This is a genomic window from Streptomyces sp. NPDC000878 (assembly GCF_053599695.1).
On the sequence record NZ_JBSFMT010000127.1, the window covers coordinates 1 to 16,381 of the forward strand.

General features: G+C 71.2%; 13 protein-coding genes. 7 read left to right on the forward strand and 6 right to left on the reverse strand.

The genetic code is table 11. From position 1 onward, the window contains the following. Positions 1–161: 161 nt before the first annotated feature. Genes ACWDR4_RS48165 through ACWDR4_RS48185 form a run of 5 tightly spaced genes read right to left on the reverse strand, consistent with a single transcriptional unit; the run spans position 162 to position 5,814 of the window. Positions 162–1,472, reverse strand: coding sequence for a DUF58 domain-containing protein (locus ACWDR4_RS48165; RefSeq protein WP_450418305.1), 1,311 nt, complete (start codon positions 1,470–1,472; stop codon positions 162–164). Next, a complete protein-coding gene (locus ACWDR4_RS48170) occupies positions 1,472–2,461 on the reverse strand; it encodes an AAA family ATPase (protein WP_450418306.1) in 990 nt (329 codons plus the stop codon). Before ACWDR4_RS48170 ends, ACWDR4_RS48165 begins: the two co-directional genes overlap by 1 nt. Continuing rightward, positions 2,461–3,666, reverse strand: coding sequence for a DUF4350 domain-containing protein (locus ACWDR4_RS48175; protein WP_450418307.1), 1,206 nt, complete (start codon positions 3,664–3,666; stop codon positions 2,461–2,463). The genes ACWDR4_RS48170 and ACWDR4_RS48175 overlap by 1 nt, the downstream gene beginning before the upstream one ends. After that, positions 3,663–4,448: a DUF4129 domain-containing protein gene (locus tag ACWDR4_RS48180; protein ID WP_450418309.1), complete on the reverse strand. Its 786-nt coding sequence runs from the start codon at positions 4,446–4,448 to the stop codon at positions 3,663–3,665. Before ACWDR4_RS48180 ends, ACWDR4_RS48175 begins: the two co-directional genes overlap by 4 nt. A 4-nt stretch (positions 4,449–4,452) precedes the next feature. Continuing rightward, the gene (locus ACWDR4_RS48185) at positions 4,453–5,814 is read right to left on the reverse strand and encodes a glycerophosphoryl diester phosphodiesterase membrane domain-containing protein (protein ID WP_450418310.1); all 1,362 of its coding nucleotides are present in this window, start codon (positions 5,812–5,814) and stop codon (positions 4,453–4,455) included. Between the two features lie 137 nt (positions 5,815–5,951). Here ACWDR4_RS48185 and mtnA point away from each other — a divergent pair, with 137 nt between their 5' ends. From mtnA to ACWDR4_RS48220, 7 genes are all read left to right on the forward strand, one after another. After that, positions 5,952–7,097 (forward strand): S-methyl-5-thioribose-1-phosphate isomerase, encoded by a 1,146-nt coding sequence (mtnA, locus tag ACWDR4_RS48190; protein WP_450418311.1) that lies wholly within the window; start codon positions 5,952–5,954, stop codon positions 7,095–7,097. Positions 7,098–7,105: 8 nt separating this feature from the next. Further along, positions 7,106–7,795, forward strand: a complete 690-nt coding sequence (mtrA, locus tag ACWDR4_RS48195; protein ID WP_187284748.1) for a two-component system response regulator MtrA — start codon at positions 7,106–7,108, stop codon at positions 7,793–7,795. A 1-nt stretch (position 7,796) separates the two neighbouring features. Next, a complete protein-coding gene (gene mtrB / locus ACWDR4_RS48200) occupies positions 7,797–9,890 on the forward strand; it encodes an MtrAB system histidine kinase MtrB (RefSeq protein ID WP_450418313.1) in 2,094 nt (697 codons plus the stop codon). Further along, on the forward strand, positions 9,880–11,805 hold the full coding sequence (locus ACWDR4_RS48205) for an LpqB family beta-propeller domain-containing protein (protein WP_450418315.1): 1,926 nt from the start codon (positions 9,880–9,882) through the stop codon (positions 11,803–11,805). The genes mtrB and ACWDR4_RS48205 overlap by 11 nt, the downstream gene beginning before the upstream one ends. Positions 11,806–12,054: 249 nt before the next feature. Beyond that, positions 12,055–12,978, forward strand: coding sequence for a ComF family protein (locus tag ACWDR4_RS48210; protein WP_450418316.1), 924 nt, complete (start codon positions 12,055–12,057; stop codon positions 12,976–12,978). Between the two features lie 315 nt (positions 12,979–13,293). Further along, positions 13,294–13,989, forward strand: coding sequence for a ribosome hibernation-promoting factor, HPF/YfiA family (hpf, locus tag ACWDR4_RS48215; protein ID WP_450418317.1), 696 nt, complete (start codon positions 13,294–13,296; stop codon positions 13,987–13,989). A gap of 205 nt (positions 13,990–14,194) precedes the next feature. After that, on the forward strand, positions 14,195–14,941 hold the full coding sequence (locus ACWDR4_RS48220) for a response regulator (protein WP_450418319.1): 747 nt from the start codon (positions 14,195–14,197) through the stop codon (positions 14,939–14,941). Positions 14,942–14,966: 25 nt separating this feature from the next. Here ACWDR4_RS48220 and ACWDR4_RS48225 read toward each other — a convergent pair whose 3' ends face one another. Then, the gene (locus tag ACWDR4_RS48225; protein WP_450418321.1) at positions 14,967–16,226 is read right to left on the reverse strand and encodes a winged helix-turn-helix domain-containing protein; all 1,260 of its coding nucleotides are present in this window, start codon (positions 16,224–16,226) and stop codon (positions 14,967–14,969) included. Between the last annotated feature and the right edge of the window lie 155 nt (positions 16,227–16,381).

Genomic DNA, 16,381 nt, shown 5'->3' on the forward strand with positions numbered 1-16,381 from the left:
GATGGTACTGCAGGGGGGACCCTGTGGGAGAGTAGGACACCGCCGAACAAATATTGAGAAAAGCCCCGTACCGGGGATACCGGTACGGGGCTTTTCTGCGTTTCAGGGGAATTCTCTATTGGTGTGGTGTCTCTCCAGACTGCAGAAGGAGAGACACCGAATCAGAGGCGTCCTGCGGCTTTCAGGGCCAGGTATGCGTCCGCCAGTGCCGGCGCCAGGTCGTCCGGTGTCGCGTCGACGACCGTCACGCCGTGGCGGCGGAGTTGTTCGGCGGTTCGATGGCGTTCCGTTTGCGCCTGGGCGGCGGCTGCGGCCTCGTACACCGCTTCTGTGTTTCCTCGGGCTGTTGCCATGGCGGCGATGTGGGGGTCTGCCACCGAGGCCAGGAGGACTGTGTGGCGTTGAGTCAGCTGTGGGAGCACGGGGAGCAGGCCCTCCTCGATGGGGGCCGTCTCCAGGCTGGTGAGCAGGACGATCAGGGAGCGTCTGGGGGCCGTACGGAGTGTGGTGGCCGCGAGGCCGCGGGCGTCCGTTTCGATGAGTTCGGGTTCCAGGGTGGCCATCGCATTGACCAGGGACGGGAGGACGTCCGCTGCGGCGCGGCCCTGGGCCAGGGCGCGTACCCGGCGGTCGTACGCGAGGAGGTCCACGCGGTCGCCGGCGCGGGAGGCCAGGGCCGCGAGGAGGAGGGCCGCGTCCATGGAGGCGTCCAGGCGGGGGACGTCGCCCACGCGGCCCGCCGAGGTACGGCCGGTGTCGAGGACCAGGAGGATGTGGCGGTCTCGCTCGGGGCGCCAGGTGCGTACCGCGACCGTCGTTTGGCGGGCTGTGGCGCGCCAGTCGATGGAACGGGTGTCGTCGCCGGGGACGTACTCGCGCAGGCTGTCGAATTCCGTGCCTTCGCCGCGGGTCAGGACGCTGGTGCGGCCGTCGAGTTCGCGCAGGCGGGCGAGCTTGGAGGGGAGGTGCTTGCGGCTGGTGAACGGGGGGAGGACCCGTACCGTCCAGGGGACGTGGTGGCTGCCCTGGCGGGCGAAGAGGCCCAGGGGGCCGTACGAGCGGATCGTCACGCGGTCGGCCTTGCGGTCGCCTCGGCGGGTGGGGCGCAGGCGGGTGGTGACGCGGCGGCGTTCGCCGGCGGGGACCGTCAGGCGGTGGCGGGAGGCCTCCACCTCGGTGCCGGACTGCCAGCTGCTGGGGGGCCAGGCGTCGCGCAGGCGGGCGCGGAGTGGGCGGCCCGAGGGGTTGGTGACGGTGAGAGTCACGTCCGCCGGTTCGCCCAGGCGTGCGGAGGTGTCGCCGGAGCGGGTGAGGCCCAGGCGGCGTACGGGGGCTGCCAGGGCGTAGTCGCAGGCGCATGCGACCGCCAGGGGGCCGTTCACGGCGAGGATGCCTGTCCAGCTGGGGTCCCAGATGCCGAGGGGGACCGAGCCCAGGGCCGCCAGGAGGGCGGCGCGTCCGGTGAGTGCCATCAGCGGGGGACGGGGACGTGGGCGAGGATCGCGTTGATGACGGAGTCGGCCGTCACGCCCTCCATCTCGGCCTCCGGGCGGAGCTGCACGCGGTGGCGGAGGGTGGGGAGGGCCAGTGCCTTGACGTCGTCCGGGATGACGTAGTCGCGGCCGGTCAGCCAGGCCCAGGCGCGGGACGTCGCCAGGAGGGCCGTGGCGCCTCGGGGGGAGACGCCGAGCGTGAAGGACGGGGATTCGCGGGTCGCGCGGCAGATGTCCACGACGTAGGCGGTGATCTCGGGGGAGATCGTCGTCTTGGCGACGGCCGCGCGGGCCGCTTCCAGGTCCGACGGGCCCGCTACGGGGCGTAGGCCGGCGGCGCGCAGGTCGCGTGGGTTGAAGCCCTCGGCGTGGCGGGTGAGGACGTCGATCTCGTCCTGGCGGGACGGGAGGGGGATCGTGAGCTTGAGGAGGAAACGGTCCAGCTGGGCTTCGGGGAGGGGGTAGGTGCCCTCGTACTCGACCGGGTTCTGGGTCGCGGCGACCAGGAACGGGTCGGGGAGGGGGCGGGGGGTGCCGTCGACCGTGACCTGGCGTTCCTCCATGGCTTCCAGGAGGGACGACTGGGTCTTCGGGGGAGTGCGGTTGATCTCGTCCGCGAGGAGGAGGTTGGTGAAGACCGGGCCCGGTTGGAAGGAGAACTCCGCGGTGCGCGTGTCGTAGACGAGGGAGCCGGTGATGTCGCTCGGCATCAGGTCCGGAGTGAACTGGACGCGCTTGGTGTCGAGTTCGAGTGCGGATGCGAGTGCCCGGACGAGCAACGTTTTGGCTACCCCGGGGACTCCTTCCAGTAGGACGTGTCCGCGGCAGAGGAGGGCGACGACGAGGCCGGTCACGGCGGGGTCCTGGCCGACCACGGCTTTGGCGATCTCGGCGCGCAGGGCTTCCAGGGAGGCCCGGGCGGTGTCCGGGTTCCCGGTGATCCCGGCGTTGTCAGTGGTCGGGTCCATCATGGACGGCGTACCTCTCTTTCGAGGGCGTCGAGTTGGTCGGCGAGGGAGATGAGGGCTGCGTCGTCACCGGGCGGCGGGCCGAAGAGGAGGGAATGCAGGGCCTGTCCGTCGCTGTGGTGCTGGAGCTGGGCGGACAGGGCGGGGAGCAAGGACTCGGGCGCGTGCGCCTGGGTGACGGGGACGCCGACCAGGGGGGCGAGGCGAGTGCGGGTGGTGGAGCGAAGAGCGCCTGCCGCGCGGTCGCGGGCGTTGGTCTTGCGGTAGAGGCGGGCGCGGCCTTCGACGGTTTCGGAGGCGCGGATCGCCACGGGGAGACGTTCGGGTACGAGGGGGCCGAGCCGGCGTGCCCGCCAGAGGGCGGCCAGGACCGCGGCGACGAAGAGTTGCAGGGTGCCCCAGAGCCAGCCCGAGGGGAGCAGGTCGAAGAAGCCGCGCTCGCCGGAGTCGGTGAGCGAGTCGTCGGACAGCGAGGGGAGGTACCAGACCAAGTGGGGGCGGGAACCGAGCAGTTGGAGGGCGAGCGAGGCGTTGCCATGCTCGTCGAGGCGGTCGTTGTAGAGGATGTCGGGGGCGCCGAGTACGACGGTGTCGCCGTCCCCGGTGGCTGTCGGGACGCGTACGAGGGTGGGGAGGCCGTTGCTCGGGTAGCAGGTGTCGGCGTCGGTGACGCCGGTGTCGTAGCGGAAGCCGCCCGTGTCCGCGGTGCCCGCGCGCTGGGCGGCGGGCAGGTCGCAGTCCGGGGACAGCTCCGAGTCGAAGCTGATCGCGGGGTCGGCGGTGACACCGGGAGCGAGTGTTCCGACGGACGGGCTGCCGGGGGCGACCAGGACCGTGCGTCCGCCGGAGTTCTCCGTCGCTGTGCGCAGTTGCCGTTGTTGACGGTCGGTCAGCAGGTCGGGGGCCGCGACCAGGAGGGTCGTGTCGGCGCCGGCCGCCGCGCTCGCCTCGGCGAGGGTGGTGACCACGCGCGTGGACACGTTCCGGTCGGCGAGGAGCGCGGCGACGGCGCGGCTGCCGCGGGGGTCGGCGGAACGTGGGTCGAGGGTGCCGCGCTGGGTGTCGGAGCGGATCACGGCGATCGCGACGGCGCCTATGAGGAGGACGACGACGGCGAGTACGACGCCCCGCGCGCGGGTCCACACCTGGCGGGCGGTGGGCGAGGTCGAGGTGGTGGCGGGGGCCGCCGTGGCCTCGGTGCTCATTCGGCTGCTCCCTGGCGGGCGTTGTGGGCCGTGCTGGGGGTGCTGCTGTTGATCGCCAGGGCCGGCTTCGTGCGTTCGAGGTCGTCGTCGAGTTCGGTGAGCCTGCGGTACGTCTGCGGGGTCGCGGTGCGTCCGCCGTACGTCACGTCGTCGAAGTCCCGGGCCGCGGTGCGCAGGCGGTCGGTGTGCGCGGGCAGGGTGCGGCCCGCTTCGGCGGCTGCCTCGTCGGCGGTGCGGCCGGGGCGGGCGTCGAGGAGCGCGCGTTCCTCCAGGGCGCGGACGACGGCGCGCATGCGTTCCTGGACGGCCTGGTTCCAGTGGCCCTGGGCTGCGTGTGCCTCGGCGGCGGCGCGGTGTTCGGCGGCGCTGCGGGGGCGGTCGTCGAAGAGCGCGGCGGCGGAGACGGGGCCGCGGCGCGGGGAGCCGAGGCGCCACCACAGGGCGCCGATCACGGCGACGACGGCCAGGAGGACGACGATCAGTCCGAGGATTCCTCCGGGGGCGGCGGTCGAGGCCGCGTTGAACAGTCCGTCGAGCCAGTTCCAGAAGGCGTCCATGGCCCGTTGCAGCGGTCCGGGGTCGTTCTCGTGGTACATGCGCTTGGACAGCTCGCGCTTGGCCGCCTCCCGCGCGGGGTCACGCGGGATCGTCACCGGCGGGTCGTCGTCGGCCGCCAGTGACAGTACGGCGGTGTCGCCGGCGCGCAGCAGTGCTCGTACGGCCGCTCCGGCGGTGGGCGGCAGGGCCGGCACCGTGGTGAGAAATCCCCCCGTCAGGCTCACCGCATCAGCTCCCCGGGGTGGTGCCCGGGGCGCCGGAGCCGTAGCCCTGGACGCCGGCGGCGCGGGCCAGGTCGAGGTCGAGGGCCTCGCGGCGGATGCGGTGGTCGATGTAGAGGAGCACGGTCACGCCCGCGGTGATCGGGAAGGTGATCATGGAGCCGATCACCGAGCCGATGCCGCTGACGACGAGGAACGTCCAGCCGAGGCCGCCCGTGCCGTTGAGGAAGCCGCTGATGCCGTCTCCGGTCATGGCCGCGGCGACGAAGGTGAACGGGAGGACGACGATGGACGCGACGACGCCCGCGATGACCGTGGCGAGCAGCTGGATGCCGAAGACCCGCCACCAGGAGCCGCGCACGAGCTTCGCGGAACGGCTGATCGACTTCACGATGCTCTGCTTCTCCAGCATCAGCGCCGGCGAGGCCAGGGAGAAGCGGATCATCAGCCACAGGGCGACGATGCCCGCGCCGAGGCCGCCCAGGACGGCGAGTGCCGCGCCGCCGCCCTCCGAACCCGAGAGAGCCACGAGGACGCCGGGGGCGATGCCGACGGCGAAGACCGCGACGACGGTGAGCAGCAGCAGGAAGATGAGGCCGAACAGCTTCGGGACCTGCGGGCGGGCTTCCCGCCAGGCCTCGCCGATGGGCGCCGGCTTGCCGAGTACGGCGCGGCTGGTCACGGCCGTGAGCAGGGCGGTCGCGATGACTGTGCCGATCAGGGAGATCACGAAGAGGAGGCCGGAGCCGAGGAGGGCGTCGCCCATGGCGCGGCTCACCTCGTCGAGGCTCGCGCTCGTGTCGTTGAGGGCGGCGGTGCTCGTGCTGTCGTCCAGGACGAATCCCTGGAGGAGGATCGCGAAGATCTCCGTGACGACCGCGACGGTGAGCGAGATGCCCAGCACGGTGCGCCAGTAGGCGCGCATGGTGGAGACGGCGCCGTCGAGGATCTCGCCGACGCCGAGGGGGCGCAGCGGGATCACGCCGGGCTTGGCCGCGGGCGGGGGGCCGCCCCAGTTGCCGCCCCAGCCGGGGTGGCCGCCGGGCGGGCCGTATCCGCCGTACCCTCCCGGGCCTGCGGGGCCGCCGTATCCGCCGGGGGCGCCGGGGTACTGGTTGCCCCAGCCCGGGCCGGGAGGCGGTGGTGGGGGCGGCGGGGCCTGGCCGGGGGCCTGGGAGCCGGTGGGGGCGGACCACTGGGCGGGTGGCGGCTGTTCCTGGGACCACTTCTGGCTGGAGCCGGCCGGGTCCGGGCGTGGCTGGTCGGCGGGTTCCGCGGGGCCGGGGCGGTCGGCGGGGGCGGGCGCGTCGGGCTGCTGCCCGTCGGAGGGGGCGGATCCGGGCGAGGCCCAGCCCGGAGTGTCGTTCATCGTCGCTCCTTCACGGTGCCCGTCCGCGTTCGCGGCAGGTTGGCAGCCATCGTGCCATGGGGAGGGCACGGGGGGATCGGCCCCCGTATGGGCTGGACACCTTCAATTGTCCGACGTACAGGGGGCAGACTGGGTGGATGGCTGATCAGTACGCGCAATCCCGCGAGGACAACCGGCCCACCGAGATACCGGCGATCCGCTGGGACGAACCCCCCGAGGGCCCGGTGCTGGTCCTTCTCGATCAGACGAGACTGCCGGCCGAGGAGGTCGAGCTGGTCTGCACGGACGCGCCCGCGCTGGTGGCGGCGATCCGTTCGCTGGCCGTGCGCGGGGCGCCGCTGCTGGGTATCGCGGGGGCGTACGGGGTCGCGCTCGCCGCCGCTCGTGGCTTCGACGTGGACGAGGCCGCCGTCGCGCTGGCGCAGGCCCGGCCGACCGCCGTGAACCTCGCTGTCGGGGTGAGCAGGGCGCGGGAGGCGTACCGGGCGGAGCTGGCCAGGGGCGGTGACCGGGATCGGGCAGCCATCGCGGCGCTGGTCGCGGCGCGGGCGCTGCACCGGGAGGACGCCGAGGCCAGTGCGCGGATGGCTGTGCACGGGCTGGCGCTGCTGGACGAGCTGCTGCCCGGCGGCGGGCACCGGGTGCTCACGCACTGCAACACCGGATCGCTGGTGTCGGGCGGTGAGGGAACGGCGTTCGCGGTGGCGCTTGCGGCGCACCGGGCGGGGCGGCTGCGCAGGCTCTGGGTGGACGAAACGCGCCCGTTGCTGCAAGGTGCTCGCCTGACGGCGTATGAGGCGGCGCGCAGCGGAATGGCGTACACCTTGCTCACGGACAATGCGGCGGGCTCGCTGTTCGCCGCCGGGGAGGTGGACGCGGTACTGATCGGGGCCGATCGGATCGCGGCCGACGGTTCGGTGGCGAACAAGGTGGGGAGCTATCCGCTCGCCGTGCTGGCCAGGTACCACCACGTGCCGTTCATCGTGGTGGCGCCGGTGACGACGGTGGATATGGACACCCCCGACGGGGCGTCCATAGAGGTGGAACAGCGTGCCGGACATGAGGTGACGGAGATTGCCGCACCTCAGGTGCCGGTGGCGGGAGTGGAAGCGGGAGGCGGGATTCCGGTGGCACCCTTGGGGACCCAGGCGTACAACCCGGCGTTCGATGTGACGCCTCCCGAGTTGGTGACGGCGATCGTCACCGAAGCGGGTGTGGTTTCGCCCGTGACGGCTGAGGCGCTTGCTGAGCTGTGTGACAGGTCACGCCAGGTAACGATTTAGTTAATGGGATGATGTCGTTTATGAAGGGACGAGTCCTTGTCGTCGATGACGACACGGCACTGGCCGAGATGCTCGGCATCGTGCTGCGTGGTGAAGGTTTTGAGCCGTCTTTCGTAGCTGACGGCGACAAGGCGCTGGCCGCTTTCCGTGAGTCCAAGCCCGATCTGGTGCTCCTGGACCTGATGCTTCCCGGTCGGGACGGTATCGAGGTGTGCCGCCTGATCAGGGCGGAGTCCGGGGTGCCGATCGTGATGCTCACGGCCAAGAGCGACACCGTCGATGTCGTCGTGGGCCTGGAGTCGGGCGCTGACGACTACATCGTGAAGCCGTTCAAGCCAAAGGAGCTGGTCGCCCGGATCCGGGCGCGGCTGCGGCGGTCGGAGGAGCCGGCGCCCGAGCAGCTGGCCATAGGTGACCTCGTCATCGATGTCGCCGGTCACTCTGTGAAGCGGGACGGGCAGTCGATCGCGTTGACGCCGCTGGAGTTCGATCTGCTGGTGGCGCTCGCGCGCAAGCCTTGGCAGGTGTTCACGCGTGAGGTGCTCCTGGAGCAGGTCTGGGGGTACCGCCACGCGGCGGACACCCGGCTGGTCAACGTGCATGTGCAGCGGCTGCGCTCCAAGGTCGAGAAGGACCCGGAGCGGCCGGAGATCGTGGTGACCGTCCGTGGCGTCGGTTACAAGGCCGGACCGAGCTGACATGTCCGGGGACAGTGCCGCTTCGGCCCCTGGGAGTTCCGGGGGGCGTGCGGAGCGGCCTGTCGGCCGGCAGAAGGCGGGCAGGGTGCGCAAGGCCGGCTCCGGCTGGCGGCAGTTCTTCGAGGGCGGGCTGCTCCAGGGCGGTGTCCAGGGCAGCCCGGTCCTTCGGCTGTTCATGCGCTGGGTGCGTCGGCCGCTGCTGCCCGTCATGCGGCTGTGGCGGCGCAACATCCAGCTCAAGGTCGTCGCCACGACGCTGCTGATGTCGCTGGGTGTCGTCCTGCTGCTCGGCTTCGTCGTGATCGGGCAGGTGCGCAACGGTCTCCTTGACGCCAAGGTGAAGGCTTCGCAGAGCCAGGCCGCAGGTGGGTTCGCGGTGGCCAAACAGAAGGCGGACACGGCGGCCAGCGCCAGCGGGGACGACGGTTCCGGCGCGGACGGCCGCCCCGCGCAGAACGTCATCCAGTGGATGAGCGACCTGGTGGAGTCCCTCTCCAGCGGTGGCCAGGGTGCCTTCGACGTCGTGACGCTCCCGGTCGGTCCGGCGGGCGACGACAGCGGCGGCGGGCGCGGACCGCGCGCCTCCGGCGGGGTGGATCCCACGTCGAGCGTGCCCGACGGGCTGCGCGAGCGGGCCGACGGCAGCACGTTGATGGCCCAGAGCTACACCCGTATCACCTACACCAACGGCAGTGAGTCGCAGCCCGCGCTGATCATCGGCAAGCAGGTCGACGACCCGAACGGGGACCCGTACCAGCTGTACTACCTCTTCCCGCTCACGCAGGAGGAGAAGTCGCTGAGCCTGGTCAAGGGGACGCTGGCGACGGCCGGGCTGTTCGTCGTCGTACTCCTGGGGGCCATCGCCTGGCTCGTGGTGCGGCAGGTCGTGACGCCGGTGCGGATGGCGGCGGGGATCGCCGAGCGGCTGTCCGCGGGGCGGCTGCAGGAGCGGATGAAGGTCACCGGCGAGGACGACATCGCGCGGCTCGGCGAGGCCTTCAACAAGATGGCGCAGAATCTCCAGCTGAAGATCCAGCAGCTGGAGGACCTGTCGCGGATGCAGCGGCGGTTCGTGTCCGACGTGTCGCACGAGCTGCGGACGCCGCTGACGACCGTACGGATGGCCGCCGATGTCATCCATGACGCGCGCGTGGACTTCGATCCCATCACCGCGCGGTCGGCCGAACTGCTCGCCGATCAGCTGGACCGGTTCGAGACGCTGCTCGCGGATCTGCTGGAGATCAGCCGGTTCGACGCGGGCGCGGCGGCGCTGGAGGCCGAGCCGATAGACCTCAGGGAGGTCGTACGGCGGGTGGTGAGCGGTGCCGAGCCGCTGGCCGAGCGCAAGGGGACGACGGTACGGGTCGTCGGCGATCAGCAGCCTGTCGTGGCCGAGGCGGACGCGCGGCGCGTGGAGCGGGTGCTGCGCAACCTCGTCGTCAACGCCGTGGAGCACGGCGAGGGCAACGACGTCATCGTGAAGCTGGCCGCCGCGGGCGGCGCGGTCGCGGTGGCCGTGCGCGACTACGGGGTCGGGCTCAAGCCCGGCGAGGCGACCCGCGTCTTCAGCCGCTTCTGGCGGGCCGACCCGGCACGCGCGCGTACCACCGGCGGTACGGGCCTCGGCCTGTCCATCGCGCTGGAGGACGCGCGGCTGCACGGCGGCTGGCTGCAGGCGTGGGGCGAGCCGGGCGGTGGTTCGCAGTTCCGGCTGACGCTGCCGCGCACCGCCGACGAGCCCCTGCGGGGCTCACCGATACCGCTGGAGCCCAAGGACTCGCGGCGCCATCGGGGACTCAACGACGCGGGTCTGCCGCACGCCGGTGGCGACAAGCTCGCCACGGTGCCGGTGCAGACGGCAGCGGCCGAGCAGCGGCCGATAGCGCCACGGCTCGCCGCCATGGCCCCGACCGCCGACCCCACGGCGCTGCCCGGCAACGGCGCGCGCGTGGTGCCGCGCCCGGCGGGCGGCGCGCGGCGCGACGGTACTTCCGGTACGGAGCCCGGATCGGAGTCGCCGTCCTCGGACACGGTGTCCTCGGATGCCGGGCCGGAGCGCGTGAACAAGCAAGGGGAGGCATTTCGTGGGCCCTGACCGCGAGCGGGACGGTCGGCGGCGGGAAACGGTTCGTACGGTGGTGTACGCCGCCTGTGGCGCCGTACTGCTGGCCGGATGCGCCTCGATGCCCGACAGCGGGGATCTGCGCGGGGTCGAGTCCACGCCTCGGCAGGACGCCCAGGTGCGGGTCTTCGCCCTGCCGCCCCACGAGAACGCCCAGCCCGTGGAGATCGTCCAGGGTTTCCTTGAGGCGCTGACCAGCGACGATCCGCACTACGAGACGGCACGCAAGTACCTCACCGCGAGCGCGGCGAAGGGGTGGCGGCCCGACGCGTCCACCACGGTGCTGGGCGGCGGGCCCAGTACGGGCCAGGTCCCCGTGGGCAGCCGGGAGGACGGGATCGACGCCTACGCGTTCACGCTGACCGGCGGCAGGTTCGCCACGCTGGACTCCCGGCAGTCGTACGCACCCGCCGACGGGCAGTACCGGGAGACGCTGCACCTCACACGCGAGAAGAAGAGCGGGCAGTGGCGCATCGACGAGCTGCCGCAGGGCATCGTCATGGGCAAGTCGGACTTCCTGCGCAACTACACCTCCGTCAATAAGTACTACTTCGCGTCGAACACGCCGTCGGAGCCGGCCGGGCAGCCCGTGTCCGTCGCCGATCCGGTGTACGTCCGCAAGAAGGTCGACCCGATGACGCAGACGGTGAGTTCGCTGCTCGAAGGGCCCTCACGCTGGCTGGGGCCGGTCGTCAGGTCGAGTTTCCCGACGGGTACGGCGCTCAAGAAGGGCGTCACCTCGCTGACCCCCGACGACCAGAACCGGCTGACGGTGCCGCTCAACGACAAGGCGAGCCGGGTCGGTTCCGCCAAGTGCACCGAGATGGCGGCCCAGCTCCTCTACACCCTCCAGGACCTCACCCCCACCGGTGTCGGCGAGGTCGCGCTGCAGCGCTCCAACGGCACCCAGCTGTGCTTTCTAGACAAGGACCGGGCCGAGATCGTCGCCGCGCGCGTCGCGGTGCAGAGTCCCGACTACCAGTACTTCATCGACGGCAAGCACCGCCTCGTACGGGTGGCGGGCGGCAACCCCGATCCCGACGACAAGGTCTCCCCGGTGCCGGGCGCGCTCGGTGAGGGGGAGAAGCAGCTGCGGTCCGCGGCGGTCTCGCGCGACGAGGGCAGCGCGGCCGGGGTCTCGCTGGACGGGACCTCGCTGTACGTGGGGTCGCTGGTGTCCGGCGGATCGCTCGGCGAGCCGGTGCTGACCAGCCAGGGCGCCACCAAGGACGACCGGCTGACCACACCCAGCTGGGACGGCGACGGCGACCTCTGGGTGGCCGACCGCAACCCCGCGAAGCCCCGGCTGCTGCTCCTGAAGAAGGGCGCGGGCGAGCCGCTGGAGGTGAGGACCCCGGGGCTCGACGGGCGCATCGAAGCGGTACGGGTGGCCGCTGACGGGGTGCGGATCGCGCTCATCGTGGAGAAGGACGGCGTGCGGTCGCTGTACATCGGGCGGATCGAGCGGGACGAGCGGTCGGCGGAGACGTCGGACGGGTCGGCCCAGGAGGAGACCGCGGCCACGTCTGGGCAGGCGGCGGGGCAGAAGGCCGGGGAGCAGTCGGTCGTGTCGGTCCTCGAACTGCACTCCGTGACACCGCAGTTGGAGGAGGTCACCGCCATGTCGTGGGCCGGGGACAGTCGGCTCGTGGTGGTGGGGCGTGAGCAGCGCGGTGTCCAGCAGCTGGCATACGTGCAGGTCGACGGCTCGACGCCGGTGGGGTCGGCGCCGACCGCGCTGACCGGCGTGAAGGCCGTCGCCGCGGCCGAGGACGAGAGGCTGCCGCTGGTGGCGTACTCGGAGGAGGACGGGATCGTGCGGCTGATGTCCGGGTCCAAGTGGCAGAAGCTGGTCAAGGAGGGGTCGGCTCCGGTGTATCCGGGGTGATCCGGTGTATCCGGGGGTGAGAGGTCTCTGCTGTCCTGTCTGGAGGCCTGCGGTGGTCTTGCAGGGGCTCTCCAGGCGGTTCTCAAGTGGGTCTCAAGCGGTTCTGTGTCGACGGCTCGTCGGATGTCCGGCGGGCCGTCGGTGTTTCCGGGTGCTGTTCGGGTGCGGTTTTCGGGGTGCGGGGAGTTATCCACAGGGCGTTGTCCACAGGGGTGGCCGGGTGGCGCGGGTGTTGGCACAGTGGTGGGCATGCGGGGGTGGTGGCGGGACTTCAGTGACCTGGTGCTGCCGGCCGAGTGCGGAGGCTGTGGGAGGCCTCGCACGGTGCTCTGCCCGGAGTGCCGTGCCGCCCTGGACGGGGCCGCACCGAGCCGGGTGCGACCGGTGCCGGAGCCCCCAGGGCTGCCGGTGGTGCACGCGGCGGCCCGGTACGAGGACGAGGTGCGCGCGGTACTCCTCGCGCACAAGGAAAGGGGCGCACTGACACTCGCGGGGCCGCTCGGGACGGCACTGGCGGGAGCTGTACGGGCAGGGCTGCCGGCCGGGGCCCTGCGCGGTGGTACGGGTGTGCTGCTCGTGCCGGTGCCGTCCGCGCGTCGGGCGGTGCGGGCCCGGGGGCACGATCCGGCTCGGCGGATCGCGCTCGCCGCGGCGGGTGTGCTGCGCGGGTCCGGTACGCCGGCCCGGGTACTGGCGGTACTGCGGCAGCGGCGTGCCGTGGCCGATCAGGCGGGCCTCAACTCCCGGCAGCGGCTGGAGAATCTCGGGGGCGCGCTGGGTGTGGTCGCGGGGGGTGGGCGGTTGTTGGTGGGTGGGAGAGGGGGCGGGGGTGGGGGTGGGGCCCCCGGAGAGGGTTCCAGTGGCGGTCCCAGCTCGGGGTCCGGTGGGGATGTGGTGGTCCTGGTCGACGACCTGATGACGACCGGCGCCTCGCTGGCTGAGGCCGCGCGTGCGGTGCGGGAAGCGGTTGCGGACGTGAGACGGGGGAGGAACGCCGTGTATTCGGGAGCGGGGAGGGAAGGCAGAGGGGAACGGTGGCCGGGAGCCGTGGGCGCGGGTGTGGAGCGGAGGCCGGGAGCGCCGGGAATGGTGGCGCCGGCCGCCTTCGAAGTCATGATCTGTGCGTCTGTGGTCGCGGCGACGCCTGATTCTTTCGAAATAAACCGGAACTGACCGCGAACTTGCATCGTTGCAGGTAGTGAGAGGGTCAATTCACTGGAACGGAGGTACGCGCCGGTAGAGGGTGACGACATCCGTCCGGGCGAGATATGTTCGGTTGTGAGGGAAAGCCGCAGGCCACACCTCGCAAATCCGAATGCCGTGCTGTGGGTTTTCCTTAATCACCCCAGCCGGCCGAGTGGGGATCTTGCCCATGGGGGAGGAGGAGGTGGAAGTCGCCGAGTCCGAGGTTCCGGGGCACACCGGAGCCTGGTGCAAAAGGGAGATGCTCCGCCACTGAAGCGGAGCGATCCGGGAACGGAGTTCTGCGTGGACATCGTCGTCAAGGGACGCAAGACCGAGGTGCCCGAGCGGTTCCGGAAGCACGTGGCCGAGAAGCTGAAGCTGGAGAGGATCCAGAAGCTCGACGGCAAGGTGATCAGCCTCGACGTCGAGGTTTCCAAGGAGCCCAACCCCCGGCAGGCCGACCGCTCCGACCGAGTGGAGATCACGCTTCACTCCCGCGGTCCGGTGATCCGGGCGGAAGCAGCGGCAAGCGACCCGTACGCGGCACTCGACCTCGCGGCCGACAAGCTCGAGGCCCGGCTGCGCAAGCAGCACGACAAGCGTTACACCCGACGGGGCGCAGGCAGGCTGACGGCCGCCGAGGTCGCCGACCACGTCCCGGACGCGGCAACGCTGAACGGCAACGGTCACCCCGTCCACGAGGAAGTCGCGGACGGCGTGCCCACCAAGAGGATCGGCTCGCTGGAAGTGAAGGGTGAAGGCCCCCTCGTCGTCCGCGAGAAGACCCACGTCGCCTCCCCGATGACGCTCGACCAGGCTCTCTACGAGATGGAACTGGTCGGGCACGACTTCTACCTGTTCGTCGACTCCGAGACCAAGGAACCGAGTGTCGTCTACCGGCGGCACGCCTACGACTACGGCGTGATCCACCTCAACACGGACCCGATGGTCGCCCATCAGGCGCACTCCCCCGCGGCCGGTGGCACGCTGGGCGGCTGACCGCCCCCGGAGAGAGCCGAGCGGGTGCCCCTGGAGCGCGTGTGCGCCCCCAGGGGCACCCGTGTGCGACCCCTCCGGAACCCGCTCTGTCACCGCACTGTCGCCCGGGCATGGAATCATGGCCGCAACGGCCCAACCGGTGGGCCGTTGCCTTGGGTTGGCGATGGCACAGAACCACAGGCCACAGCCTTCAGGGGGAGGAACGATGGCGGACAGCTTCGGACCGATGCAGGTCGAGGATGCCGACGACAGCGTCACCGGCATGGGCCCGGACGTGGGCACCTCGCGCAAGGAGCCGATCAGAGTCCTTGTCGTGGACGACCATGCCCTCTTCCGTCGTGGACTGGAGATCGTGCTCGCGGCCGAGGAGGACATCCAGGTCGTCGGCGAGGCGGGGGACGGTGCGGAGGCGGTCGACAAGGCCGCCGATCTGCTGCCCGACATCGTGCTGATGGACGTACGGATGCCGAAGCGCGGTGGGATCGAGGCGTGCACCTCCATCAAGGAGGTCGCGCCCAGCGCCAAGATCATCATGCTGACGATCAGCGACGAGGAAGCCGATCTGTACGAAGCGATCAAGGCGGGGGCGACCGGATATCTCCTCAAGGAGATCTCCACGGACGAGGTGGCCACGGCCATTCGCGCGGTCGCCGACGGACAGTCGCAGATCAGCCCCTCGATGGCGTCGAAGCTGCTCACCGAATTCAAGTCGATGATCCAGCGGACGGACGAGCGGCGGCTGGTGCCCGCGCCGCGGCTCACCGAGCGCGAGCTGGAAGTGCTCAAGCTGGTCGCGACCGGGATGAACAACCGGGATATCGCCAAGGAGTTGTTCATCTCCGAGAACACCGTGAAGAACCATGTGCGCAACATCCTGGAGAAGCTGCAGCTGCACTCCAGGATGGAGGCCGTGGTTTACGCGATGCGGGAGAAGATTCTCGAGATCCGGTAGCGGCTCGAGATTCGGTAGTGGTGGGTCAGCCCATGGCCTGGGTCAGCTCCCTTGTCAGGGGGGTGCGCAGGTCCGGGGCGTCCACCCGTTCCACTCGTACGTTCGTGCAGTTCACCCAGGTTGCCGCTTCGAGGAGGGCTTGGGCCACCGCCGGGACCGCCTTGGGGCCGTGCAGGCTGACCTGTCTGGCCACCAGGGTGTTGCCCTCCCGGGCGGGGTCCACTCGTCCCACTAGGTGGCCGCCGGCGAGGACCGGCATCGCGAAGTAGCCGTACACGCGCTTCGGCTTCGGGACGTAGGCCTCCAGGCGGTGCGTGAAACCGAAGATCCGTTCCGTGCGTGCCCGTTCCCAGATCAGGGAGTCGAACGGGGAGAGCAGGGTCGTGCGGTGGCGGCCTCGTGGGGGTGTCTCCAGGGCTGCGGGGTCCGCCCAGGCCGGTTTGCCCCAGCCCTCGACCGTGACGGGGACCAGGCCCGAGTCCGCGATCACCGTGTCGACCTGTTCCGCCTTGAGGCGGTGGTAGTCGGCGATGTCGGCGCGGGTGCCGACGCCCAGGGACTGGCCCGCGAGGCGGGCCAGGCGGCGCAGGCACTCGGTGTCGTCGAGTTCGTCGTGCAGCAGCGTGGGCGGGATGGCTCGCTCGGCCAGGTCGTACACCCGCTTCCAGCCTCGGCGCTCCACGCAGACCACCTCGCCGTACATCAGGGCGCGTTCGACGGCGACCTTGGTGCCGGACCAGTCCCACCATTCGCTGGTGCGCTTCGCGCCGCCCAACTCCGTCGCGGTGAGGGGGCCTTCCGTGCGGAGTTGCTTGATGACCTGGTCGTAGGTGCCGGGTGGGAGGTCGTGGTTCCAGTGGGGGCGGGAGCGGTAGGCGCGGCGGCGGAAGGCGAAGTGGGGCCATTCCTCCACGGGGAGGATGCAGGCGGCGTGTGACCAGTATTCGAAGGCGTGGGGGTGGGAGTGGGGGTGAAGGCTGGGGTTGGGGGCGAGGTGGGGAGTGGCTTCGGTTGTGGGGGTGGGGTTCCAGTAGGCCGCTTCGACGTTCTTGCGCGGTATGGCGCCGAGGCGGGCGTACGGGATGAGTTCGTGGGAGCGGGCTAGTACGGAGATCGTGTCGAGCTGGACCGCGCCCAGGTGGCGGAGGATTCCGCGGACGCCTGCCTTGCGGTTGGGAGTGCCTAGGAAGCCCTGGGCGCGTAGGGCGATGCGGCGGGCCTCGTCGGCGGAGAGTTGGGTGTGGGGCGTGGGGGTGGGGGTGGGGTGCGGTGGGCTGCTCGTCATGTCTCCGCACGATAGGGGGTGGGACTGACAGTGGGGGGTGAGCTGGGGGTTTGGGTGCGGGCGGTGAGGGTTTTCGCCCCCGCCGCCCTTACCCGTCCCATCCCTGGGGGGGGGGGGCCCCCCCCCCCCCCGGCGGGGCGGGCCCGGGGCGGCCC

Coding starts and splice junctions, on each gene's coding strand:
- ACWDR4_RS48225 (WP_450418321.1), bottom strand. CDS start 16,226: ATGACGAGCAGCCCACCGCACCCCACCCCCACCCCCACGCCCCACACC.
- mtrA (WP_187284748.1), top strand. CDS start 7,106: ATGATGTCGTTTATGAAGGGACGAGTCCTTGTCGTCGATGACGACACG.
- ACWDR4_RS48170 (WP_450418306.1), bottom strand. CDS start 2,461: ATGGACCCGACCACTGACAACGCCGGGATCACCGGGAACCCGGACACC.
- mtnA (WP_450418311.1), top strand. CDS start 5,952: ATGGCTGATCAGTACGCGCAATCCCGCGAGGACAACCGGCCCACCGAG.
- ACWDR4_RS48175 (WP_450418307.1), bottom strand. CDS start 3,666: ATGAGCACCGAGGCCACGGCGGCCCCCGCCACCACCTCGACCTCGCCC.
- ACWDR4_RS48165 (WP_450418305.1), bottom strand. CDS start 1,472: ATGGCACTCACCGGACGCGCCGCCCTCCTGGCGGCCCTGGGCTCGGTC.
- mtrB (WP_450418313.1), top strand. CDS start 7,797: ATGTCCGGGGACAGTGCCGCTTCGGCCCCTGGGAGTTCCGGGGGGCGT.
- ACWDR4_RS48220 (WP_450418319.1), top strand. CDS start 14,195: ATGGCGGACAGCTTCGGACCGATGCAGGTCGAGGATGCCGACGACAGC.
- ACWDR4_RS48185 (WP_450418310.1), bottom strand. CDS start 5,814: ATGAACGACACTCCGGGCTGGGCCTCGCCCGGATCCGCCCCCTCCGAC.
- ACWDR4_RS48210 (WP_450418316.1), top strand. CDS start 12,055: ATGCGGGGGTGGTGGCGGGACTTCAGTGACCTGGTGCTGCCGGCCGAG.